We start from the raw sequence: 22,734 nt of genomic DNA on the forward strand, positions 1-22,734 counted from the left end.
CCCCGTCGGCGGGGGAGCGCCCGCCGGGCGAGGGTGGCTCGTGGTCGCCGCCCTGCTCTTGGGGGGGGATTCGGGACGACCGGGCGTGGCGCCGTGGGCCTCGGGAGTGCGCACTCCCGAGGCCCTCGGCGCGTTACTGGTGCTGCGGTGCTGCGGTGGATCAGCCGCCGATCGGCAGACCGCCCAGCGGGAGGCCGCCCTTGGTCAGGGAGTCGGTGGGCAGGCCGCCGCCGAGCGCGTCGGTCGGGAGGCTGCCGCCGGCGGCCTCGGCCACGCCGCCCACGGCCTGGCCCGCGTTGCCCGCGGCCTGGCCCGCGGTCTCCTGGGCGGCCGGGATGGCCACCCCGGCGGACTTGCCGACGGTCTTGCCGGCGGCCGGGAGCGCCGTGCCGACGAGGCGGCCGCCGGTGTCGCCGGCCGCCTGGGTGCCCTGCTGGACGGCGCTGTCCACGGTGTTGCCGAGACCGGCGCCGTCCAGCGCGGTCAGTCCGCCCAGGTCCGGGGTCGCCGGGAGATCTGCGGCGCTCGCGGCGCCGGCCGCACCGACCACGGGGGCCGCGCCTGCGGCGATCAGCAGCGCGGCACGAGCGATCCGACGGGTCAGGGGGAGGGACATGATGCTCCTTCAGCGGGTTGTGCACGAATCCGTCTGTCCGGTGATCGGACGCAGTGACAACCGCTTCGGGGGAGGGGAAGGTTGCGGTGGGCGAAGGTAAAGACTGAGTAATGGGTCCGATTATCCGCAGCGGAAGAACCCGGGCAAACAATCCATACCGCCGCCCTCCGGTGAACCGTCACTTCCCTTGAGCGGCAAGGGAATCGGGGCAGGTTCACGGAGGTGGGAGGAGTCGTGCGGAAAGCGTCCGGAGCCATGGCCTCCGAGGCCCGAACGGAGGACAGGTCGTACTACTGAACGACCTGGATCCGGACCGCCGACGTGCCCGTTTCCTTACCCTTCGCGCGTTCCGTCCGCCAGCCCGAACCCGCGTCCCAGACCCGGTCCGCGTAGCTCACGCGCTCGATCCGCAGGGCCTCGGACTGCGCCACGGCCCAGTGCGCCAGCTCCCAGCCGCGCTGCGGAGCGCCCTTGCCCTCGGACCGCGCCGCGGCCGCCGGGACCGGCACCGAGACGGTCGACGCGGCGGAGGCCCCCGCGGCCACCGCGCCGGGCAGCACGTCCTTGCCGAAGGCGCGCACCAGCTCGGTCCGCACCCGCGCGGCGTCCCCCGGGCCGTCCGCAGTGGCCGTCGACGGGGTGCAGTTCAGCGAGGCAGGCCTGCGCCCGGTCAGGGCGGCGGCCAGCAGCGCGGCGTCCGGCTCGTGCTTCGCGTACGCCTGCGGGAATCCACTGCGCTGCACGCGCTGCGCGGCCACGGTCAGCGGGAGGCGCGAATAGCCCGGCACCTCGGCCAGGCCCTCGTAGAACTTCTCCGACGAGTACACCGGGTCCATGATCTGCTCCACCGTGCCCCAGCCCTGCGAGGGCCGCTGCTGGAACAGGCCCACCGAGTCCCGGTCCCCGTAGTCGATGTTGCGGAGCGTGGACTCCTGGAGCGCGGTCGCCAGCGCGATGGTCACCGCCCGCTCGGGCATGCCCCGGGTGGTGCCGACCGCGGAGATCGTCGCCGCGTTGACGGTCTGGGCGAGGCTCATCTCGTAACGCTGCGTCCCGCCCCCGTCCCCGTCCTGCGCCTCCACCACACAGCGCGGCGGACTCTTCGACCCGGACGAGTCGTACTGCACGGCCAGGTAACCGCCCAGGGCCGCGAGCACGGCGAGGGCGGCCCCGTAGCGGAGGAGGCGTCGTCGGCGAGGGCTGGCTGTCCTGGGCACGGGCCCACCGTACTGGAGGGTACGGCCGGGGCCGATACCCAAGTCCCTTAGGGTCGGGTCCATGGCCGACAGCACCCTTGACCTCACCCAGGACGGACCGGCGCTCACCGCCCGGCTCGTCGACTTCCCCTCGGTCAGCGGGGAGGAGACGGCCCTCGCCGACGCGATCGAGTCGGCCCTGCGCGCCCTGCCCCACCTCACCGTCGACCGCCACGGCAACAACGTCGTCGCCCGCACGGACCTGGGCCGCGCCGAGCGCGTCGTCCTCGCCGGGCACATCGACACCGTGCCGATCGCCGACAACGTCCCCTCCCGCCTCGACGGGAACGGGATCCTCTGGGGCTGCGGGACCTCCGACATGAAGTCCGGCGTCGCCGTCCAGCTCCGGATCGCCGCGACGGTCCCCGAGCCCAACCGCGACCTGACCTTCATCTTCTACGACAACGAAGAGGTCGCCGCACACCTCAACGGCCTCGGCCACATCGCCGAAGCCCACCCCGAGTGGCTCGCCGGGGACTTCGCCGTCCTGCTGGAGCCCTCCGACGGCGAGGTCGAGGGCGGCTGCCAGGGAACCCTCCGGGTCCACCTGCGGACGACGGGGGAGCGGGCCCACTCCGCCCGCGGCTGGATGGGGGCCAACGCCGTCCACGCCGCCGCCCCGATCCTGGCGAAGCTCGCCGCGTACGAGCCCCGCCGCCCGGTCATCGACGGCCTCGAATACCGCGAGGGCCTCAACGCGGTGGGCATCGAGGGCGGCGTCGCCACCAACGTCATCCCGGACGCCTGCACCGTCGTCGTCAACTACCGCTACGCCCCCGACCGCACCGAGGAGGAGGCCATCGCCCACGTCCGCGAGGTCTTCGCCGACTGCGGCGTGGCCGAGATCGTCATCGACGACCACTCCGGCGCCGCCATGCCCGGCCTCTCCCACCCCGCCGCCCAGGCGTTCATGACCGCCGTCGGCGGCACCGCCCGGCCCAAGTTCGGCTGGACCGACGTCTCCCGCTTCGGCGCGCTCGGCGTCCCCGCGGTGAACTACGGACCCGGTGACCCGATGTACGCCCACAAGCGCGACGAGCACGTGGCCGTCGCGAAGATCACCCACTGCGAGGACCGGCTGCGCTCCTGGCTGACCGGCTGACCGCCCGCCGCACGGCATTCCCCCGTACGTAACCTCCGCCGATCTACGCTGACCGTACGCAGTACGACACGACCCAGCGCGACGCGGGTCGGTGGAGGGAGCGGAACATGGGCAACGCCGAAGACGCACGGATCCCCGAGGGTGCGGAGGTTCCCGAGGGCGCGGTCAGCCCCGAGGAACAGTGGCTGGGCCCGGTCCTGCGCCGCAGGGAGCAGGTCCAGCCCGGCACGACCGACCAGCGGCTGCTGGACTCCGAGGGCGACTCCGAGTGGGTGCACACCGACCCCTGGCGGGTGATGCGCATCCAGTCGGAGTTCGTCGAGGGCTTCGGCGCGCTCGCCGAACTGCCGAGCGCGATCAGCGTCTTCGGCTCGGCCCGTACCCCGGACGGGTCGCCGGAGTACGAGGCCGGCGTCCAGCTCGGCAAGGCGCTGGTCGACGCGGGCTTCGCGGTGATCACCGGCGGCGGCCCGGGCGCGATGGAGGCCGCCAACAAGGGCGCCCGGGAGGCCAAGGGCGTCTCGGTCGGCCTCGGCATCGAGCTGCCCTTCGAGTCGGGCCTCAACCCCCACGTCGACATCGGCGTCAACTTCCGCTACTTCTTCGTCCGCAAGACGATGTTCGTGAAGTACGCCCAGGGCTTCGTGGTCCTGCCAGGCGGCCTCGGCACCCTGGACGAACTCTTCGAGGCGCTGACCCTCGTCCAGACCGGCAAGGTCACCCGCTTCCCGATCGTCCTGTTCGGCACGGCCTACTGGGGCGGCCTTGTCGACTGGCTCCGCGACACGGTGGTGGCCCAGGGCAAGGCCTCGGAGAAGGACCTGATGCTCTTCCACGTGACGGACGACGTGGAGGAAGCGGTGACGCTGGTCACGAAGGAGGTCGGCCGCTAGGGAGTGTCCGGCGCGATCAAGCCGTCCGGCCGATTCAAGCCCGTCCGGCGATTGAGGACATCTCTTGAAGTGAGGGCACCTCCGGCCCGCGCGGGGGCACTCAGCCGACCCGGCCACCCCCAGCCCGCCCGGCGTTTGAGGGCATCTTTTCGGCCGGTCCGGCCACAGTCAGCCCGCCCGGCGTCTGAGGGCATCGGTACCAGCCCCTCCGGCGCTTGAGGAGCGGGGTCCAGGGGCAGCGCCCCGGACCCCGCCCGCCGGACAGGCGGCAGAACTACGCCAGCCCCCTCCGCGCCACGGCCGGCGCCCGATGCCCGGCAACGGACGCCACCATGTCCAGGACCTGCCGCGTCTCCGCCACCTCATGCACCCGGTACACCCGCGCCCCCAGCCACGCCGAGACCGCCGTCGTCGCCAGCGTGCCGATCACGCGCTCCTTCACCGGCCGGTCCAGCGTCTCCCCCACGAAGTCCTTGTTGGACAGGGACACCAGCACCGGCCACCCGGTCTCCGCCATCTCCCCGAGCCGCCGCGTCGCCTCCAGCGAGTGCCGGGTGTTCTTCCCGAAGTCGTGCCCCGGATCGATCATGATCCCGTCCGGCCGAACCCCGAGCTCCACCGCCCGCTCGGCCAGCCCCACCGTGACCCGCAGGATGTCCGCCATGACGTCCTCGTACGCGATCCGGTGCGGCCGGGTCCGCGGCTCCGCGCCGCCCGCGTGCGTGCACACGAGGCCCGCCCCGTACCGCGCGGCGACCTCCGCCAACTTCGGGTCGACCCCGCCCCACGCGTCGTTCAGCAGATCGGCCCCGGCCTCGCAGACCGCCTCGCCGACCTCGTGCCGCCAGGTGTCCACGCTGATCACCACGGACGGGTGGCGGCGGCGGACCTCGGCGACGAACCCGACCGTGCGGCGCGCCTCCTCCTCGGCGCCCACCTCCTCGCCGGGACCCGCCTTCACCCCGCCGATGTCGATGATCGCGGCGCCCTCGGCCACCGCCTGGTCGACCCGGGCCAGCGCCGGCTCGTCCCCGAAGGTGGCGCCCTGGTCGTAGAAGGAGTCCGGGGTCCGGTTCACGATCGCCATGATCACCGGCTCGTGCGGACCGAATTCCCGCCGCCCCAGCCTGAGTGCACCGCTTCGCATCCCGTCTTTCCTCCTCAGATAGCCCGCCTGCGACCCTAAGGCCTCATCGGGCCGGCCCCGACTTGTCCGTGCCGCATGGCACGATCGGGGCCGGACGAGGTTTCCGCCCCCGGGGAGATACGCGTGTTCTGGTTCTTGCTGCTCACGATGGTCGTGGTCGTCACCGCGGTCACCCTCGCGGTGGTCGGAGGCGGTGGGAGCGCCGTGCTCCAGGACGTACCGCCCGACCGGTTCACCGATCCGCTGCCCGCGACCCGCCCGGTCGGCCGGGCGGACATCGAGGCGCTGCGCCTGCCGATGGCCCCCCGTGGCTACCGGATGGCGGACGTCGACGAGGCGCTCTCCCGGCTCGGCGCCGAACTGGCCGAGCGCGACGCCCGGATCGCCGAGCTGGAATCCGCGCTGGCCGGAGTGCAGGCGGCCGCGGTGACGACGGGCACCGACCTGTTCGAGCAGCCCGGCGACCGGCCCGCGGAACCGGGCGGCCACGCGAACAGCTCGGACCGCGCCGCGGAGGACGGGCGATGAGCGGCGCGGCCGTGGCCGCCCCCGACGGCGGGCTCCGCTGCCCGTGGGGCCTGTCCACCGAGGACTACCTCGCCTACCACGACACCGAATGGGGCCGGACGGTCCACGGGGACGACGCCCTGTTCGAACGGCTCTGCCTGGAGGCCTTCCAGTCCGGGCTCTCCTGGATCACGATCCTTCGTCGCCGCGAGACCTTCCGTACCGCGTTCGAGGGATTCCGGATCGAGGCGGTCGCGAAGTTCACCGACGCCGACCGGGAGCGGCTCCTGGCCGACCCGGGGATCATCCGCAACAAGGCCAAGGTCGACGCGACCCTCGCCAACGCCAAGGTGCTCGCCGACTGGTCGGAGGGGGAGCTGGACGAGCTGATCTGGTCCTACGCCCCCGACCCGGCCGGCCGGCCCGCCCCGCGCAGCCTCTCGGACGTCCCGGCCATCACGCCGGAGTCCACCGCGCTCGCCAAGGCGTTGAAGAAGCGCTCGATCCGCTTCGTCGGCCCCACCACCGCCTACGCGCTGATGCAGGCCTGCGGACTGGTCGACGACCACCTCGCGGACTGTGTGGCGCGCGGCGGCGGGGCGGCGCCGCGCTGAGAGGCTGTCGGGTGTCCTCGGGTCGGGCGGCCACGCCCTGGCACGCACGCTTCCGGCGTTGTCGTCGGTCGACGACGCTCCGCGTCGCCTCCCTCCTCCGCCTTGGAATCGCACGCACCAGACCGCGTCCGCTGTCCGCCCCGAGGACACCCGACAGCCTCTGAGCCGCGGCTACTTCCCCAGGTAGACCGGCTTCTCCTTGGCCAGGAACGCCTCCACCGCGATGGTGTGGTCCTGCGACGCGCCCGCCCGGGTCTGGAGTTCGTCCTCCTTCTCCAGCGCCTCGGCGAGCGTGTGCCCGGCGCCGTACGCCATCGACTCCTTCAGCGCCGCGTACGCAACCGTGGGGCCGTCCGCCAGGGCCCGGGCCACCGCCGCCGCCTGCTCGGCGAGCTCGGCCGCGGGGACGACGCGGTTGACGATCCCCAGCTCCAACGCGTCCTGCGCGGAGACCGACCGCGGGAAGAACAGCAGATCGGCGGCTCGGCTCTGCCCGATCAGCCGGGGCAGCGTCCAGGACACGCCCGAGTCCGCCGTGAGTGCGACGCCCGCGAACGAGGTGTTGAAGGAGGCGGTGTCGGCGACCACCCGGTAGTCGGCCGCGAGCGCGAATCCGAACCCGGCCCCGGCCGCGACGCCGTTCACCCCGGCGACGACCGGCTTGGCCATCTCCGTGATCGCCCGCACGATCGGGTTGTAGTGCTCCCGCACCGTGCTCAGCGCGTTCCCGCCGCCCGCCTCGCGGGTGGCCGAGAGCGTGGCGACGTGCTCCTTGAGGTCCTGGCCGACGCAGAAGGCACGCCCGGTGGCCGTGAGCAGCACCGCCCGGACCCCCGCGTCCGCCGACGCCGCCAGCAGCGCGTCCCTCAGCGCGACCTTCGCAGCGGTGTTCATGGCGTTCATCGCGCCGGGTCGGTTGATCGTGATCGTCGCGAGACCTTCGCTCACGTCGTACAGGACGGTGTTCGCCGGCTCGTCGGCCATTTAGGTGTCCCCTCGCTGCTCGGGCATCGTTGCCACTGCAGGCAAGCATGGCCGATCCGGAGTTGGGCAGGGATGTGACCTGCGTCTAACAATTGGCTCTCACCTGGGGGTCCGAGGCGGCGCAGTATCGCAGCCGGATCGCCGAATTGGGTGGTTTTGAGAGAGCGCGTTGCGCAAGCGATGCACACCGATGTTGGTCATCGGGGTCATTGATGCGGGATAATGGCGAAGAAGCAATGTGTTCGATGCCGGTGAGGCAGCGCCTGTCATGGGGCCGCCGGTTGCGATGAGCTGGTTTCAGGAAGGGGAACGAGCATGGCGGCCATGAAGCCGCGGACGGGCGACGGCCCGCTCGAGGTGACAAAGGAGGGGCGGGGCATCGTCATGCGCGTTCCGCTCGAAGGCGGCGGTCGGCTTGTTGTCGAGCTGACTCCGGACGAGGCCGATGCCCTCGGCGACGCGCTGAAGAAGGTCGTCGGCTGACGCGGAACGCCCATCACCTTCACCACTGCCCGGTACGGAATTCCGTACCGGGCAGTGGTGCGTTCTGACGGGGATCCCCGTGCTCGCCACGGGGTTCTCCCCGCTCGCCACGGGGGCCTTCGTGCTCAGCCGCGCCGGACCGCGCAGAGGAGGCCGTCGCCGACCGGCAACAGGGTCGACATCAGCTCCTGGCTCTCGCGCACCGCCCGCAGCAGGTCCCGCAGTCGCAGTACCTCGGCCGGCTGGGCCGCGGAGTCGACCGTGCGGCCGTCGGCGAAGACGCCCTCGAAGCAGACCAGCCCGCCGGGCCGCAGCAGGCGCAACGATTCAGCGAGCACATCGAGACTCTCCAGCCGGTCGCCGTCGCAGAAGACGAGGTCGTAACCGCCGTCCGCGAGCCGGGGCAGGACGTCCAGGGCGCGGCCGGGGATGAACCGGGCCCGGTTGGTGGCGAAGCCCGCCTCGCGGAACGCCGCCCGGGCGAACTGCTGACGCTCGGGCTCGGGGTCCACCGTGGTCAGCACCCCGTCCGGCCGCATTCCGTGCAGGAGATAGATGCCGGACACGCCGGTGCCCGTGCCGATCTCCGCCACCGCTTTGGCGTCCGCTGCGCCTGCCAGCAGGCGCAGCGCAGCGCCGGTGCCCGGTGACACCGAGCGAAGCCCCAGCTCGCGAGCCCGCTCCCGGGCCCCGTGCAGTGCTTCGTCCTCGGCGACAAAGGCGTCGGCGAACGCCCAGCTCGTCTGCCGGTTGGCGGTAATGGCCCTCTCCTGACCCCGTAGTTGGCGCAACGGTGACTGTATCCGCTGGAGCCGGGAACCCGCAGATGGGACCGGGCGTTGTGCATGCAGTGGGGAAAGCGCAGTGACCGGGTCCGCGGATCGGACCGCCGAGCTGCGGGAAAGTCCCGGGCGACGCCCGGCCCCAGCAGGGAAAAAGGCTTATCCGGAGCTAACGGGCGAGGTGGCTATGGTAGGGGCTCCACTGGACACCACCAGAGCCGATAGGGGAGGTGCGGCTGCGCCTGTGGACCGGGGAGGGATGCTGCGGCGTCTCCTCAGGTCGGCCGGTGAGCCGAAATCCGTGACCAACATTGCTGACCGTTCTTCCGAAGACTCCGCAACGACCGCGACCTTCGCCTCTGATGCGGATTCTCAGGCGTGGACCCCGCCCTCATGGGAAGAGATCGTCAGCACGCACAGCGGTCGGGTGTACCGCCTCGCCTACCGGCTGACGGGAAACCAGCACGACGCCGAGGACCTGACCCAGGAGGTCTTCGTCCGGGTGTTCCGCTCGCTGTCGACCTACACACCCGGCACCTTCGAGGGCTGGCTGCACCGCATCACGACCAATCTCTTCCTGGACATGGTCCGGCGCAAGCAGCGCATCCGCTTCGATTCGCTCGGGGACGACGCGGCCGAGCGCCTGCCGAGCCGTGAGCCGTCCCCGCAGCAGGTCTTCAACGACACCCACTTCGACGCGGACGTGCAGCAGGCGCTGGACACCCTCGCGCCCGAGTTCCGTGCGGCCGTGGTCCTCTGCGACATCGAGGGCCTCAGCTACGAGGAGATCGCCGCGACCCTCGGGGTGAAGCTCGGCACCGTCCGCAGCCGTATCCACCGCGGCCGCTCGCACCTGCGCAAGGCGCTCAAGCACCGTTCGCCCGAGGCCCGCGCCGAGCAGCGCTCGCTGGCGGACGCGGTCCTGGCAGGGGAGGGCGGAACGGCGTGAGCGGCACAGGACCCACCCCCGCGGAAGCGCATCTGGGGGACCGACTCGCCGCGCTGGTCGACGGCGAGCTGAAACACGACGCCCGTGAGCGGGTCCTGGCCCACCTGGCGACCTGCGCCAAGTGCAAGGCCGAGGCCGATGCCCAGCGCCGCCTCAAGAGCGCCTTCGCCATGTCCGCCTCACCCTCGCCCTCCGAGGGCTTCCTGGCCCGGCTACAGGGCCTTCCCGGGGGTCCTGGCACTGACGACACCGGCTCCGGCGGGCCGTTCGGCGGCCGGGGACCCTTCGCCGACGAGTTCTTCCCCGGGCTGCGGCCCTCCAGCGGCAGCACCCGAGCCGACACCGCACCCTCCCCCCTGGACGGCTTCGGATACCTCCCCGCCACCCACGGCTCCACCGCCGTGCTGCCCGGCGGTCCCGCTTCCGGTTCGGTCTTCCGCATACACGAGGTGGCCCGTGACGCGGACCGCTCGCCCTGGCGCGGGCGGCGCTTCGCGTTCGCCGCGGCCAGCGCCGTCTCCCTCGCGGCCATCGCGCTGGGCGGCACCCTGCCGCTGGACTCCGGCCCCGAATCCTCCCTGCGCGCCGAGGGCGCCGGGAACAACGTCACCCCGCTCGACGCCGCGACCCGCGCCGAGAACGGCGCGAAGGCGGTCAGCCGCCAGGGCGGCGGCGCCCTCGTGGTGACCGGCGACGGCCGGGCGGCCGAGCGGCCCGCGTCCGGCACCGCCCCCGCCGGGACGAACCGGGTGCCCTCGACACTCACCGGCGCGACACCGGTGGTTCCGGTCGGCACCTCTCCGGCGAACCGGCAGGGGCCGCCGACCGCCCCGCCGCTGTTCGGCGTCCAGGCCTCGGGCGGGCACCCCTTCACCTTCCCCGTGCTGAACGTGTCCGTGTCGCCGCTGATACGTCCGGCGGTGTCCGGCACCCCGCTGCTGGCGGCTGCCCTCGGCAGCGGTGCGGCACCCAGGACGGGCCCCTCCCCGGTTCCCTCGGGGCCGCTCGCCAACGATCTGGCCAGCCCGCTTTCCCCCCGGCCCTGACCGGACCCTGCGCGGGGATTCGCAAACCTGGTTGAATTCCGGTGAGGGACGCCTCGGTGGGGCGTACAGAAGCCAGTTGCGGGGAGAGCATGGACGACGGGAAGCCCACCGGGCCGCAGGCGAAGTGGTGGAGCCGCCCCCCGGCGGGGGGCGGCGACCGCACGGAGCCGGACGGCGGGCCGGCCCCGTCGGACGCTCCGCCGGCCGAGGACCGAGAGCCGACGCCCCCGGCTTCGGACGCCGCCTCGACCCCGGCCCCGGCCCCGGACAGCACGAGGGACAGCACGCCCCCGGCCCCGGACAGCGCGACCCCGGCTCCGCCTTCCGACGCCGCCGTCCGGCCGACGGTCCACGGCGGCCAGGAGGTTCCGCGCCCCCGCCCGTCCGGGGCCCCGCTGCACGAGCCCGACGAGTACAGCACCCCGCCCTACGGCGGCCCCGGCCCCTGGGCGCCCGCCCCGCCGGTGCAGCGGCCCACCCCCGCCCACGGCACCGTCGTACCGCCGGGCGCCGGAGCACCGGCCCCGCAGTACGCCGCGACGAACGGCGCCGGAACCCCGGCCCCCGCGCCGGCGCCCGCCCCGGCACCGCAGCCCGTGCCCGCCGACGGCTTCCCGCCCCCGCGCGCGCAGACCGCCGACGGCTTCCCGCCCCCGGGGCCGCACGCACAGCCGCAGGCGCACGCCGCCCACGCACCGCACCCGCCGCAAGGAGTCCCCGGGCAGTCCCAGGGAGCCCCTGAGCACCAGGGGCAGCACCCCGCACCGCACCCGGCGCCGCAACCGCACGCGCAGAAGCACACGCAGTGGCTCCAGTACGACCCCTGGGGCGCTCCGGGGCAGCCACTGACCCGCCCGGGACCCCCCGAGGGCGCCGAGCCCGGCCGCGGGAAGAAGCGCCGGGGCGGGGCGTTCATGGGGGTGCTCCTGCTCACCCTGGTCGCCAGTGGCGTCGGCGGCGGCGTCGGCGCGTACATCGAGCGCAACGGCGGCCTGACCACCGTCGAGCTGCCGCAGGCGGGCCGCGACAACGGTGACCGGGCCCCCGAGAGCGTCGCGGGCATCGCCGCCAGCGCCCTGCCCAGCGTGGTCACCCTGCACGTCAGCGGCACCGCCGAGTCCGGCACGGGCACCGGCTTCGTCCTCGACGGCCAGGGCCACATCCTCACCAACAACCACGTCGTCGCCCCGGCCGGGGCGAGCGGGGACATCACCGTGACGTTCAGCAGCGGCGAGACGGCCTCCGCCGAGCTCGTCGGCAAGGACAGCGGCTACGACCTCGCGGTCGTCCGGGTCCGCGGGGTCTCCGGCCTCAAGCCCCTGCCCCTGGGCAACTCCGACAACGTCCAGGTCGGGGACCCGGTGGTGGCCATCGGCGCCCCCTTCGACCTCTCCAACACGGTGACCTCGGGCATCATCAGCGCCAAGCAGCGGCCGATCACCGCGGGCGGCGAGAAGGGCGACGGCAGCGACATCAGCTACGTCGACGCCCTCCAGACCGACGCCCCGATCAACCCGGGCAACTCCGGCGGGCCGCTGGTCGACACCCAGGCCCACGTCATCGGCATCAACAGCGCCATCCGCGCGGCCGACAGCGGTCAGGGCCCCGAGGCGGGCGGCCAGTCCGGCTCCATCGGCCTCGGCTTCGCGATACCCATCAACCAGGGCAAGCGCGTCGCCGAGGAGCTGATCAGCACCGGCAAGGCCACCCACCCGGTCATCGGCGTCACGCTGGACATGAAGTACACCGGCGACGGGGCCAAGGTCGGCACGGAGGGAGCCGACGGCGCGCCCGCCGTCGCGAAGGACGGCCCCGCGGCCAAGGCGGGCATCCGGTCCGGCGACGTCATCACCCAGGTCGAGGGCCGGCGGGTGCACAGCGGCGAGGAGCTGATCGTGAAGATCCGGGCCCACCGCCCCGGCGACGAGCTCGACCTCAGGCTGACCCGCGGCGGCGAGGAGCGGACGGTGACCCTGACGCTCGGCTCGGCCAGCGGCACGTGACGTCCACCGCGAGGTCGAGCGGCACGTGACGGCCACCGCGAGGTACCGCCCGGACACCTTCGACAGGTACCTTTGAGCGGTCCGGGCGGCTGGGAGACCCGGGCCGCGATCGCACGGAGAACACGCGGAGAACACGAGGAGCAACAAGGTGTTCAATGACATTGGCGCACTGGAGCTGTTGACGCTCGGGGTGCTGGCCGTGCTGGTCTTCGGCCCGGACAAGCTGCCCAAGCTGATCCAGGACGTCACGCGCACCATCCGCAAGATCCGCGAGTTCTCCGACAGCGCGAAGGAAGACATCCGCTCGGAGCTGGGCCCGCAGTTCAAGGACTTCGAGTTCGAGGACCTCAACCCCAAGACGTTCGTCCGCAAGCAGCTGATGGACGGCAACGACGACCTGGGGCTGAAGGAGATCCGCGAGAGCTTCGACCTGCGCAAGGAGATCTCCGACGTCACGGACGCGGTCAACGGGCGCACCCCGACGACGTCCGATACCGCCAACAGTGCGGCGAACGGCTCGGCGGGCGCGTCGGCGGACGGCTCGGTGACCAGCCTCACCAAAACCGGCGACACCGCCCCTGACCTGCTGAAGAAGACCCCGCAGCAGACGCAGCCCGAGCGCCCGCCGTTCGATGCGGACGCCACCTGACCCCCGGTCAATCCCGACTCGTCCGGACGGTATGGCTATTCTCCATCTGTCCGGTTGCGAGGATGCCCAAGCCCGCGGGGGGCGGGCCGCTCCGGATCATGACTGATCGAGGAGGCGGCCGCGCAGATGGAGACGACGAGTCGGATTGATACGGACGGTGTCCCGGGCACGGCCACGGCGGAGGAGGTGCCGGCGACGCGGCGTACCGTCGACGGCTACCGGGAAGCGACCTTCCCCTGGTACGGCCTGGACGAGGCCTTCACCGGCCCGCGCTGGCTGATGCAGGTCGGCACCGCGGCGGACGGCACGGTGCAGCACGGTGCGACGGGGCACGGCGACGAGCCGTCGGTGAAGTCGGACGGCTCCACCGACAAGGAGCGGTTCGCGGCGGTGATCACCGTGGCCGCGAGCCCGGTGAGACGCAGCGGTGACGGTACGGGCGTGCTGGACGCCACCACGGTGTCCTCGGCGGCCTGGCTCGCGGGCTCCGGCCTGCTGGCGTACACCTGGCCGCCCCAGATGGACCACACCCTGCGCGACGACTGGCTGGACCAGCAGACCGAGACGGCGTTCACCCTCGCCGACGACCTCGGCAGCGCGCCCTGGTCGACGCTCTCCCTCCCGGTGGACGGGGTGCCCGTGGAGTTCCACTACCGCGAGTCCGAGTTCGGCTGGATCCTCGCCGGCTCCGCCCACGAGGGTGTGCACATCGGGGCGTACGGGCGGGGGATGAGCGCGTACGGTCTCGGCTTCGCGGCCATCAAGGACATCGAGACGTACGCGTAGCAACGCGACAGGGCGGGCCGGATGACCACCGGCCCGCCCTGTGTCGCCGCGACAGGCGTCAGAACTTGTTGCGCGGGGTGATCCCCAGCGACATGCCCGACAGACCGCGCTGACGGCCGCCCAGCTTCTGGGCGATCGAGCGCAGCGCGCTGCCGGCCGGGGAGTCGGGGTCGGACAGGACGACCGGCTTGCCCTCGTCGCCGCCCTCGCGCAGCCGTACGTCGATCGGGATCGAGCCGAGCACCGGCACCTCGGCGCCGACCGTGCGGGTCAGCCCCTCGGCGACCCGTGCGCCGCCGCCCGAGCCGAACACGTCGACCATCTCGTCGCAGTGCGGGCACGGCATGCCCGACATGTTCTCCACCACGCCGACGATCTTCTGGTGGGTCTGCACGGCGATCGAGCCGGCCCGCTCGGCCACCTCGGCCGCCGCCTGCTGCGGGGTCGTGACGACCAGGATCTCCGCGTTCGGCACGAGCTGCGCGACCGAGATCGCGATGTCGCCGGTGCCCGGCGGCAGGTCGAGCAGCAGCACGTCCAGGTCGCCCCAGTACACATCGGCGAGGAACTGCTGGAGCGCCCGGTGCAGCATCGGACCGCGCCAGACCACGGGCGCGTTGCCCGGGGTGAACATGCCGATGGAGATGACCTTCACGCCGTGCGCGGACGGCGGCATGATCATGTTCTCGACCTGGGTGGGCTTGCCGTCCGCACCGAGCATCCGGGGCACGCTGTGCCCGTAGATGTCCGCGTCCACGACGCCGACCTTCAGGCCGTCGGCCGCCATCGCCGCGGCGAGGTTCACCGTCACCGAGGACTTGCCGACGCCGCCCTTGCCGGAGGCGACCGCGTACACCCGGGTCAGCGAGCCGGGCTGGGCGAACGGCACCTCCCGCTCGGCGGTGCCGCCGCGCAGCGAGCTCGCCAGGTCCTTGCGCTGTTCGTCGCTCATGACGTCGAGGGTCACCTCGACCCGCGAGACGCCCTCGACCCGGGCGACCGCCTCGGTCACGTTGCGGGTGATCGTCTCGCGCATCGGACAGCCGGAGACCGTGAGATACACCGTGACAGCGACTACACCGTCAGGATCGATCTCGACCGATTTCACCATGCCCAGCTCGGTGATCGGGCGGTGGATCTCCGGGTCGTTCACTGTCGACAGTGCCTCAAGCACCGCGTCTTCCGTAGCCATACGGACGATGTTACGGCGCTGAGGGCTACGTGCGGGTAGCCCTTCAGCGGTCGCCTTCGTCACTCTCGGCCGGGGACAGCACCTGCCGGTCCTCCATGTCCCTCACCATGTCCTGGAGTTCCGAGCGGATCCAGTCCCGGGTGGCGACCTCGCCCAGGCCCATACGCAGGGCCGCGATCTCCCGCGTCAGGTATTCGGTGTCGGCGATGGAGCGCTCGTTCTGCTTCCGGTCCTGCTCGTGCGTGACCCGGTCGCGGTCGTCCTGCCGGTTCTGCGCGAGGAGGATCAGCGGCGCGGCGTAGGAGGCCTGGAGCGACAGCATCAGCGTCAGGAAGATGAACGGGTACTGGTCGAAGCGCAGATCCTTGGGCGCGAAGATGTTCCACAGCACCCAGATGATGATGATCAGCGTCATCCAGACGATGAACCGCCCGGTCCCCAGGAACCGCGCGATCCGCTCCGAGAACCGGCCGAACGCCTCCGGGTCGTACTCCGGCAGCAGCCGCCGGCGCGGGTCCTTCGGCTGGTCCAGCCGGGTGCGCGGCGGCCGCACCAGGCCCGAGGCGCCGGTCGACGCCGCCTTCGCCCGCTCGTCACCCACCATGGCCGATCCCCTCCTCCCCGTGCAGATCCGTCTCGCGCCAGTCGTCCGGCAGCAGGTGGTCCAGGACGTCGTCCACGGTCACCGCGCCCAGCAGCGAACCGGTCTCGTCCACGACGGGCACCGAGACCATGTTGTACGCGGCCAGATAGCTGGTGACCGTCGGCAGCGGGGTGTCCGGCGACAGCGGCACCAGGTCGCTGTCGACGATCGAGCTGACCAGGGTGAACGGCGGGTCGCGCAGCAGCCGCTGGAAGTGCACCGTGCCCAGGTACTTCCCGGTCGGGGTGTCGTCGGGGGAGCGGCACACGTACACCTGCGCGGCCAGCGCCGGGGACAGGTCCGCCTGCCGCACCCGGGCCAGCGCGTCGGCCACCGTGGCGTCGGGCAGCAGCACGATCGGCTCGGTCGTCATCAGACCGCCCGCCGTCCGCTCCTCGTACGACATCAGACGGCGGACGTCGGCGGCGTCGTCCGGACGCATCAGCGCCAGCAGCCGTTCCTTGTCCTCCTCCGGCAGCTCGGAGAGGAGGTCGGCCGCGTCGTCGGGGTCCATCGCCTCCAGGACGTCGGCGGCCCGCTCCTCCGCGAGCTTGCCGATGATCTCCACCTGGTCGTCCTCGGGCAGCTCCTCCAGCACGTCGGCGAGCCGGTCGTCGTCCAGGGCGGCGGCGACCTCCGCCCGCCGCTTCGGCGAGAGGTGGTGCAGGGCGTTCGCCACATCGGTGGGCCGCAGCCGCTCGAACGTGGCGACCAGACTCTCGGCGCCCTGGCCGTGCTCGTCCAGCGAGAAACCGCTGACCGCCGACCACTCCACCGTCAGGGTCTCGCCCTTGCGGCGCAGCGCCCCGCCACGCCCCTTGCGGACGAAGTACTTGTCGATCTCCCAGTCACGGCGGGCCGGCAGCTGCTGGATGGCCACGTCCAGGACGGTGACCTCCTCACCGTCCTGGCCATGGCCACCCACCAGCCGCACCCGCCGGTCCAGGAACTCGCCGAGGACGAGACGCTCGGTGGGCCGCTGTTCGAAGCGCCGCATGTTGACGACGCCGGTGGTGATGACCTGGCCGGACTCGACGCCCGTCACCCGGGTCATCGGCAGGAAGATCCGCCGGCGGCTGATCACCTCGACCACCAGGCCCAGGATGCGCGGCGGGCGTCCGCCGACCCGCAGCATCGCCACCAGATCACGGACCCGGCCGACCTGGTCCCCGTTCGGGTCAAAAACGGGTACGCCGGACAGGTGCGAGACGAAGACCCTGGGGGTGACCGCCGCCATCCTCGGCCTCCTTCGCCCGTCCGTGTCCACTGTGCCGTCATGTTCCGCGGGACGGTCCGCGCCCGGCCGTCCCGGACCGGGCGCCGCCGGCCGGCGGAATCCGCCGGTACGCCGGGATCAGGCTAGCCCTTAACCCCGCACCGTGCCCCGGCGGACCGGTCCGTACGGCTGGCTGCCGGGGGGCACACGCCTCCCGGGTACGCTGCCGTCTGCCACCCCCGATCGCAGTTGAGAGGCAGTGCGCCCGTGACCTCTTTCGCCCCGGCCGTGCGGAACCATCGCCGGACCGCCCTCGCTCTCGTGCTGTGCGGAGGGCTCACCGCGGCCCTGGCCGCCTGCGGCACGGAGGAGGACCCGGACAAGGGGACCAACGGCGTCGCCAGACTCTCCGCCACCGAGATCGACGAGAAGGCCAGAGCGGCGGCCGAGGCGGCGAGCGCCGTACGGCTGTCGGGCACGCTCGTCAGCAAGGGCGGCACCTACCGGCTGGAGATGAAGCTCAGCGCGGAGGGCGGCATGGGCTCGGTGACCTCCAAGCAGCAGAGCTTCGCCCTGCTGCGGGTGGACGACGAGCTCTACCTGAAGGCGCCGGCGGAGTTCTGGACCCACGAGGAGAGCGGCGGCGGCGAGGGCGGGTCCTCCGACGTGACGGCAGCCGACAAGCTGGGCGGCAAGTACGTGAAGGTCCCCGAGGGTGACCCCAGCTACCGCCAGCTGCGCGGCTTCACCGACAAGAAGGTCCTGCTCGACGGGCTCCTCACGCTGAACGGAGAGGTCAGCAAGGGCGGCCGGGACACGGTCGCCGGGCTGCGCACCATCCAGATCCTGGGCGGCAAGGGCGAGGGCGGGGCGTTCGACGTCTCGCTGGAGGACCAGCCGTACCCGGTGCGGGTGGCCCGGGGCGGCGGCGGGGGCACGGTCACGCTGGCCGACTGGGGGCAGGCCTTCCCGCTGGAGGCGCCCCAGGAGGACGACACCGTCGACTACGGCGGCCAGCTCCCCAAGTCCTCCGGCTGAGCGACCGGACCGCGGGGCCCTGGCTCAGCGCTTCCGGCGACGCTTCAGCAGCAGCCGGGGGAGCGCCGCCGGGGCCGGTTGCCGGGTGGTGGCCCCGGTCGGCAACGGGACGGCCGCCAGCGAGCTGTCCGGCAGCGCGGTGCTGACGGTGTCGGGCGTCAGCCGCACCACGGTGCACTCGCGGGCCCACCGCTCCGTCATCGACTCGGCGTCCGGCGCGTTCAGCCGCTTGCCCTTCAGCTCGGCGACCGCCGCCTCCCACTCCTCGGAGTGCGGCGGGAGGAAACGGCACACCGCGCCCCAGGCGACGATCCGGCCGCCCTTGTCCTTGCTCCGTACGGTCACCTCGGCGCGGCCGCCGTCGGCCAGGCCCTCGGGCAGCGGCTGCTCGCCGGGGCCGCCGCCGACCAGGTGCGCCGCGCCGTCGTGCCAGACGTGCCAGACGGCACGGGCCGGCCCGTCGCCCCGCACCCAGACGAGACCGGACTTCTTCGTGGCCTCCTCGACGAGGGCCCTCTCCAGCAGGTCGGCGGCGGCATCGGGTGCGGCGGCGTCAGTCATGGGCGCGAGCTTAGACCGACCGGCGATCGGGGTGCGGCGTCGCGGGGCTCAGAGCCAGCCGTTGCGCTTGAGGATGCGGTGGATGGAGAAACAGACCACCCCGATGACGCCGAGCACCAGCGGATAGCCGTACTTCCACTGGAGCTCGGGCATGTGGTCGAAGTTCATGCCGTAGACACCGCAGATCATCGTCGGCACGGCGATGATCGCCGCCCAGGAGGTGATCTTGCGCATGTCCTCGTTCTGCGTGACGGTCGCCTGCGCCAGATTCGCCTGGAGGATCGAGTTCAGCAGTTCGTCGAAGCCGAGGACCTCTTCCTGGACCCGGGCGAGGTGGTCGGCGACGTCGCGGAAGTACTTCTGGATGTCCGGGTCGATCAGCCGCATCGGGCGCTCGCTCAGCAGCTGCATCGGCCGCAGCAGTGGCGAGACGGCCCGCTTGAACTCCAGCACCTCGCGCTTGAGCTGGTAGATGCGGCCCGCGTCCGAACCGCGCGGGCTGCCCTTGGCCGGGGTGGAGAAGACATCGATCTCCACCTCGTCGATGTCGTCCTGCACCGCCTCGGCCACCGCGATGTACCCGTCGACCACATGGTCGGCGATGGCGTGCAGCACGGCGGAGGGGCCCTTGGCGAGCAGCTCCGGATCGTCCTGGAGTCGGTGGCGCAGGGCGCGCAGGGAGCCCTGGCCGCCGTGCCGGACGGTGATGACGAAGTCCCGCCCGGTGAAGCACATCACCTCGCCGGTCTCCACGACCTCGCTGGTCGCGGTCAGTTCGGCGTGCTCCACGTAGTGGATCGTCTTGAAGACGGTGAACAGCGTGTCGTCGTAGCGCTCCAGCTTGGGCCGCTGGTGGGCGTGGACGGCGTCCTCGACGGCCAGCGGGTGCAGCCCGAACTCCCGGGCGATGCCCGCGAATTCGGCCTCGGTCGGCTCGTGCAGACCGATCCACGCGAAGCCGCCCTCCTCCCGCACCTGGAGCATCGCCTCGTGCGGCGTCGGGGTCGCGGGCGTCACCAGTCGGCGGCCGTCGCGGTAGACGGCGCAGTCGACGACCGCGCTGGAGGCGGACGGGTCGCGGGTGGTGTCGTACGCGCTGTAGGGGGCGCTGTTCTTGCGGAGGGACGTACGCAGGGACGGGCGCACGGCGGCGCGCAGGTCACGGATCATCGACATGGCTGGCTCCTTCACGGAGGGCCGTCGGCGAGGGCGTGGAACAGCCCGGAACGAGGACGTGCGGTCACGTCCGCAAAGCGGGCGGCACCGCGCGGGCGCGATGACGGCGTTCGCTACAGACAGGCAAAAACGAAGGGCTCTTCCGTCGCGCGAACTGCTGTCGGGGAGTCATCCGGATACGACGGCGATGTCGGCACCGGGCGACCGACGAGGCGTCGGATCAACGGTGAATACGGGGCGCGGAGGAGCGGTTGGTACTGCACGGTCGACTTGGATCCATAGCAGTCCCCACCTCCTCCGGCCGGTCCCCCGTGGGGGACGACATGTCGTCGGGACGAAGAAGAGCAACGCTTCTGCGTGCTGTCCCGACCGGCGGCCAGGCTATCAGCCGCCCAAGGCCCAATCCCGTACTTTGCCCATTCCCTACGCGATCTATGCTCGCGGCATGGCAGAAATTCTCGCTCTGGTCGAGGCCCGGCTCATCTCCGCCCTCGGGGAACCCGACGCCCGCGCCGACGTGACGTTCCTGGGCACCGACCGCATCGAGGTACTGCGCTTCCTCGACGGCGACGTGGTGCGCTACGCGACGCTCGGCATGTCCGGCCGGCCGATGGCCGACCCCACCTCCCCGCTCGCCGACCCGGTGGAGGGCCCCCGGGCCGAGCTGATCCACTCCGTACGGGGCGGAATCGCCGACACCGACCAGGTGCTGCGCCCGCTCGCCGTGCTGGCCGCTTCCCCGCAGGTCGAGGGGTTGATCGTGGCCGCCGGCGCCTCGCTGGACCTGGGGGAGCCGCTGTGGACCGGGGCGCCGTTCACCTCGGTGCTGGTCGCGGAGTCCGGTGGTCTGGTGGAGGATCTGGAGCTGGACGAGCCGATGGACCCGGTGCGCTTCCTGCCGCTGCTGCCGATGACGCACAACGAGGCCGCCTGGAAGCGGGTGCGCGGCGCGCAGGAGCTCCAGGAGCGGTGGCTGACGCACGGTACGGACCTGCGCGACCCGCTGCGCACGTCCGTACCGCTGGACTGACCGGCCCGGGAGGTCAGCCGGCGAAGACCGCCACGCCGTCCTCCCGTGCGTGGACCGGCTCCAGCTCCTCGGCCTCGTGGGTCGGGGCCACACTGCGGACGGGTGATCGTCCTTGACGCGGGGACCGGCGGGGAGGACGGTTGGTTCCTATGAGGGGCGAACCCAGTTGCCCGAAGTGCGGTGGCCGGGTCAGGGCGCCCGGTCTCTTCGCCGACGCCTGGCAGTGCTCCGTGCACGGCCAGGTCCATCCGATGCAGCCGGTCATCCCGCCGAGCGTCGAAGGTCTCGGCGTCGTGGTGCACCGCGCTCAGGTCCCCGTCTGGATGCCCTGGCCGCTCCCCGTGGGCTGGCTGTTCACCGGGGTCGCCAGTGCGGGCGACGACCGCAGCGGCGGCCGGGCGAGCGCCGTGGCCTGCTCCGGGCCCGGACCGCTGGGCGGGATGGGCGAGCTGCTGCTGGTCGCCGAGGAGCTGGGCGTCGGGCTCGGAGCCCGGTACGCGGGAATCGACGGCCCGGACCCCGGCCTCCACCTGGACGTCGACTCCGCCCCCGACGCCAAGGTCCACGCCGCCGGCCGCCCCACCCCCCTCTGGCACGTCAGGAACGCTCCGTCGGACCGCGCCGTCTTCGCGGGCGAGGCGCGCGGGCTGTGGCTCTGGGCGATCCTGTGGCCCGAGCAGTCGGGGCTGCTGATGTACGACGAGCTGGTGCTGACCGACCTGCGGGACGCCGGGGGAGAGGTGGACCTCGTCCCCTGCGGTGCGCTCACCCCCCGCCTGCTCACCGCACCCGAGGGGCCGCCCCGGCAGGCGACGGGCGAGCAGCGGGGGCCGTGAGCCCGCCGGCGGCGGGCGCGGCTCCGGCGCGGGCCCGGGAGCGGGGTCCGCGAGCGGGGCCCGGGAGCGGGGTCCGCGAGCGGGGCCCGGGAGTGGGGTCCGGGAGTGGGGCCCGGGAGCGGCCGGGCGCCCGGCGCGCGGCGGTTATCCTTGAGCGGTCCCCCGTCCGCCCGCGAGCCCCGGAGTCAAGCGTCGTGCGCATCGACCTGCACACCCACTCCACCGCGTCGGACGGCACGGACACCCCCGCCGAGCTGGTCGCTAACGCCGCCGCCGCGGGGCTGGACGTCGTCGCGCTCACCGACCACGACACCGTGGGCGGCCACAAGCAGGCCATCGACGCGCTGCCCGAGGGGCTCACCCTCGTCACCGGCGCCGAACTCTCCTGCCGCGTCGACGGCGTGGGCCTGCACATGCTGGCCTACCTCTTCGACCCCGCCGACGCCGAGCTGGAGCGCGCCCGCGAACTCGTCCGCGACGACCGGGTGCCGCGCGCGCAGGAGATGGTCCGCAAGCTGCGCGCCCTCGACGTCCCTATCACCTGGGAGCAGGTCGCCCGCATCGCCGGGGACGGCTCGGTCGGCCGACCGCACGTCGCCGCCGCCCTCGTCGAACTCGGCGTCGTGCCCACCGTCTCCGACGCCTTCACGCCCGACTGGCTGGGTACCGGCGGCCGGGCGTACGCGGAGAAGCACGAGTTCGACCCCTTCGAGGCGGTCCGCCTGGTGAAGGCGGCGGGCGGGGTCACCGTCTTCGCCCACCCGGCCGCCGTGAAACGCGGCGCGGTGGTCCCCGAGTCCACGATCGTCGCGCTCGCCGAAGCCGGTCTCGACGGCGTCGAGGTCGACCACATGGACCACGACGAGCCCACCCGGGCCCGACTGCGCGGCCTCGCCCGCGAGCTGGGGCTGCTCACCACCGGCTCCAGCGACTACCACGGCACCCGGAAGGCCGTCGAGCTCGGCGCGTGCACCACCGACCCCGAGATCTACGGCGAGATCACCCGGCGCGCCACGGGAGCCTTCCCGGTGCCGGGCGCCGGCGGAGCCGGTCCCCGGTAGGCGGCGTCCGGCGGATAACGGCCGAACAGCTCCTGACCCCGCCCACTTCCACCGCACCACCTTCCTCACTCCCCGCGCGCCCCTGTGCGTACCGCCGCGTGCCCGACACGGCGACGGCCGCCGCCCGGACCCCGCGCCACCTCCGTACCGCCCGCTCTTCTCTC

24 protein-coding genes are annotated in these 22,734 nt (G+C 72.7%); 14 read left to right on the forward strand and 10 right to left on the reverse strand.

What is annotated here, in order from left to right:
• Window positions 1–160 precede the first annotated feature (160 nt).
• Together ACH4KB_RS01055 and ACH4KB_RS01060 are read right to left on the reverse strand one after the other, a co-directional pair.
• Window positions 161–616 carry an ATP-binding protein gene (locus ACH4KB_RS01055; RefSeq protein WP_398062373.1) on the reverse strand — a complete coding sequence of 152 codons (456 nt, stop codon included), beginning with the start codon at window positions 614–616 and terminating at the stop codon, window positions 161–163.
• A gap of 290 nt (window positions 617–906) precedes the next feature.
• Window positions 907–1,833 carry a hypothetical protein gene (locus tag ACH4KB_RS01060; protein ID WP_398062375.1) on the reverse strand — a complete coding sequence of 309 codons (927 nt, stop codon included), beginning with the start codon at window positions 1,831–1,833 and terminating at the stop codon, window positions 907–909.
• 61 nt (window positions 1,834–1,894) lie between these two features.
• Here ACH4KB_RS01060 and dapE point away from each other — a divergent pair, with 61 nt between their 5' ends.
• Together dapE and ACH4KB_RS01070 are read left to right on the forward strand one after the other, a co-directional pair.
• Window positions 1,895–2,974 (forward strand): succinyl-diaminopimelate desuccinylase, encoded by a 1,080-nt coding sequence (dapE, locus tag ACH4KB_RS01065; protein ID WP_398062377.1) that lies wholly within the window; start codon window positions 1,895–1,897, stop codon window positions 2,972–2,974.
• 107 nt (window positions 2,975–3,081) lie between these two features.
• Window positions 3,082–3,867, forward strand: coding sequence for a TIGR00730 family Rossman fold protein (locus ACH4KB_RS01070; protein WP_398062379.1), 786 nt, complete (start codon window positions 3,082–3,084; stop codon window positions 3,865–3,867).
• Between the two features lie 274 nt (window positions 3,868–4,141).
• Here ACH4KB_RS01070 and folP read toward each other — a convergent pair whose 3' ends face one another.
• Window positions 4,142–5,014 (reverse strand): dihydropteroate synthase, encoded by an 873-nt coding sequence (gene folP, locus ACH4KB_RS01075; RefSeq protein ID WP_398062381.1) that lies wholly within the window; start codon window positions 5,012–5,014, stop codon window positions 4,142–4,144.
• Window positions 5,015–5,089: 75 nt separating this feature from the next.
• Between folP and ACH4KB_RS01080 the strand changes: the two genes are divergently transcribed.
• Both ACH4KB_RS01080 and ACH4KB_RS01085 read left to right on the forward strand, forming a co-directional pair.
• A complete protein-coding gene (locus tag ACH4KB_RS01080; RefSeq protein WP_398062383.1) occupies window positions 5,090–5,542 on the forward strand; it encodes a DivIVA domain-containing protein in 453 nt (150 codons plus the stop codon).
• A complete protein-coding gene (locus tag ACH4KB_RS01085) occupies window positions 5,539–6,135 on the forward strand; it encodes a DNA-3-methyladenine glycosylase I (RefSeq protein ID WP_398062385.1) in 597 nt (198 codons plus the stop codon). The genes ACH4KB_RS01080 and ACH4KB_RS01085 overlap by 4 nt, the downstream gene beginning before the upstream one ends.
• A 171-nt stretch (window positions 6,136–6,306) precedes the next feature.
• Here ACH4KB_RS01085 and ACH4KB_RS01090 read toward each other — a convergent pair whose 3' ends face one another.
• Window positions 6,307–7,119 (reverse strand): enoyl-CoA hydratase/isomerase family protein, encoded by an 813-nt coding sequence (locus ACH4KB_RS01090; protein WP_398062387.1) that lies wholly within the window; start codon window positions 7,117–7,119, stop codon window positions 6,307–6,309.
• A 315-nt stretch (window positions 7,120–7,434) separates the two neighbouring features.
• Here ACH4KB_RS01090 and ACH4KB_RS01095 point away from each other — a divergent pair, with 315 nt between their 5' ends.
• Window positions 7,435–7,602 (forward strand): DUF3117 domain-containing protein, encoded by a 168-nt coding sequence (locus ACH4KB_RS01095; RefSeq protein WP_003966491.1) that lies wholly within the window; start codon window positions 7,435–7,437, stop codon window positions 7,600–7,602.
• Window positions 7,603–7,727: 125 nt separating this feature from the next.
• Here ACH4KB_RS01095 and ACH4KB_RS01100 read toward each other — a convergent pair whose 3' ends face one another.
• Entirely contained in the window at window positions 7,728–8,393 is a 666-nt protein-coding gene (locus ACH4KB_RS01100; protein WP_398062389.1) for an O-methyltransferase, read from the reverse strand.
• A 178-nt stretch (window positions 8,394–8,571) separates the two neighbouring features.
• Between ACH4KB_RS01100 and sigE the strand changes: the two genes are divergently transcribed.
• From sigE to ACH4KB_RS01125, 5 genes are all read left to right on the forward strand, one after another.
• Window positions 8,572–9,333: an RNA polymerase sigma factor SigE gene (gene sigE / locus ACH4KB_RS01105; RefSeq protein ID WP_329355902.1), complete on the forward strand. Its 762-nt coding sequence runs from the start codon at window positions 8,572–8,574 to the stop codon at window positions 9,331–9,333.
• Complete coding sequence (locus ACH4KB_RS01110) at window positions 9,330–10,379, forward strand: anti-sigma factor family protein (protein ID WP_398062391.1); 1,050 nt, start codon at window positions 9,330–9,332, stop codon at window positions 10,377–10,379. Before sigE ends, ACH4KB_RS01110 begins: the two co-directional genes overlap by 4 nt.
• Window positions 10,380–10,468: 89 nt before the next feature.
• Entirely contained in the window at window positions 10,469–12,382 is a 1,914-nt protein-coding gene (locus tag ACH4KB_RS01115) for a trypsin-like peptidase domain-containing protein (RefSeq protein ID WP_398062393.1), read from the forward strand.
• Window positions 12,383–12,530: 148 nt separating this feature from the next.
• The gene (locus tag ACH4KB_RS01120; protein WP_398062395.1) at window positions 12,531–13,031 is read left to right on the forward strand and encodes a sec-independent translocase; all 501 of its coding nucleotides are present in this window, start codon (window positions 12,531–12,533) and stop codon (window positions 13,029–13,031) included.
• Window positions 13,032–13,157: 126 nt separating this feature from the next.
• Entirely contained in the window at window positions 13,158–13,817 is a 660-nt protein-coding gene (locus tag ACH4KB_RS01125) for a hypothetical protein (RefSeq protein WP_274343762.1), read from the forward strand.
• A 58-nt stretch (window positions 13,818–13,875) separates the two neighbouring features.
• On the opposite strand, the gene ACH4KB_RS01130 is transcribed toward ACH4KB_RS01125, so the two are convergent.
• Genes ACH4KB_RS01130 through ACH4KB_RS01140 form a run of 3 tightly spaced genes read right to left on the reverse strand, consistent with a single transcriptional unit; the run spans window position 13,876 to window position 16,889 of the window.
• Window positions 13,876–15,009 (reverse strand): Mrp/NBP35 family ATP-binding protein, encoded by a 1,134-nt coding sequence (locus ACH4KB_RS01130; RefSeq protein ID WP_073740090.1) that lies wholly within the window; start codon window positions 15,007–15,009, stop codon window positions 13,876–13,878.
• Window positions 15,010–15,052: 43 nt separating this feature from the next.
• Window positions 15,053–15,613, reverse strand: a complete 561-nt coding sequence (locus tag ACH4KB_RS01135; protein WP_398062398.1) for a DUF1003 domain-containing protein — start codon at window positions 15,611–15,613, stop codon at window positions 15,053–15,055.
• Window positions 15,603–16,889, reverse strand: a complete 1,287-nt coding sequence (locus tag ACH4KB_RS01140) for a magnesium transporter MgtE N-terminal domain-containing protein (protein WP_398062400.1) — start codon at window positions 16,887–16,889, stop codon at window positions 15,603–15,605. The genes ACH4KB_RS01135 and ACH4KB_RS01140 overlap by 11 nt, the downstream gene beginning before the upstream one ends.
• A 246-nt stretch (window positions 16,890–17,135) precedes the next feature.
• On the opposite strand from ACH4KB_RS01140, the gene ACH4KB_RS01145 reads away from it, so the two are divergent.
• Window positions 17,136–17,906, forward strand: coding sequence for a hypothetical protein (locus ACH4KB_RS01145; RefSeq protein WP_398062402.1), 771 nt, complete (start codon window positions 17,136–17,138; stop codon window positions 17,904–17,906).
• A 24-nt stretch (window positions 17,907–17,930) separates the two neighbouring features.
• On the opposite strand, the gene ACH4KB_RS01150 is transcribed toward ACH4KB_RS01145, so the two are convergent.
• Window positions 17,931–18,467: a hypothetical protein gene (locus tag ACH4KB_RS01150; RefSeq protein WP_398062404.1), complete on the reverse strand. Its 537-nt coding sequence runs from the start codon at window positions 18,465–18,467 to the stop codon at window positions 17,931–17,933.
• A 48-nt stretch (window positions 18,468–18,515) separates the two neighbouring features.
• On the reverse strand, window positions 18,516–19,643 hold the full coding sequence (locus ACH4KB_RS01155; RefSeq protein WP_398062405.1) for a magnesium and cobalt transport protein CorA: 1,128 nt from the start codon (window positions 19,641–19,643) through the stop codon (window positions 18,516–18,518).
• Between the two features lie 445 nt (window positions 19,644–20,088).
• On the opposite strand from ACH4KB_RS01155, the gene ACH4KB_RS01160 reads away from it, so the two are divergent.
• From ACH4KB_RS01160 to ACH4KB_RS01170, 3 genes are all read left to right on the forward strand, one after another.
• Complete coding sequence (locus ACH4KB_RS01160; protein ID WP_398062407.1) at window positions 20,089–20,673, forward strand: suppressor of fused domain protein; 585 nt, start codon at window positions 20,089–20,091, stop codon at window positions 20,671–20,673.
• Between the two features lie 149 nt (window positions 20,674–20,822).
• On the forward strand, window positions 20,823–21,509 hold the full coding sequence (locus ACH4KB_RS01165; RefSeq protein WP_398062409.1) for a DUF6758 family protein: 687 nt from the start codon (window positions 20,823–20,825) through the stop codon (window positions 21,507–21,509).
• Window positions 21,510–21,703: 194 nt separating this feature from the next.
• The gene (locus ACH4KB_RS01170; protein WP_398062411.1) at window positions 21,704–22,570 is read left to right on the forward strand and encodes a PHP domain-containing protein; all 867 of its coding nucleotides are present in this window, start codon (window positions 21,704–21,706) and stop codon (window positions 22,568–22,570) included.
• Window positions 22,571–22,734 lie beyond the last annotated feature (164 nt).

The organism is Streptomyces sp. NPDC017520 (genome assembly GCF_044329855.1).
Lineage (GTDB): Bacteria > Actinomycetota > Actinomycetes > Streptomycetales > Streptomycetaceae > Streptomyces.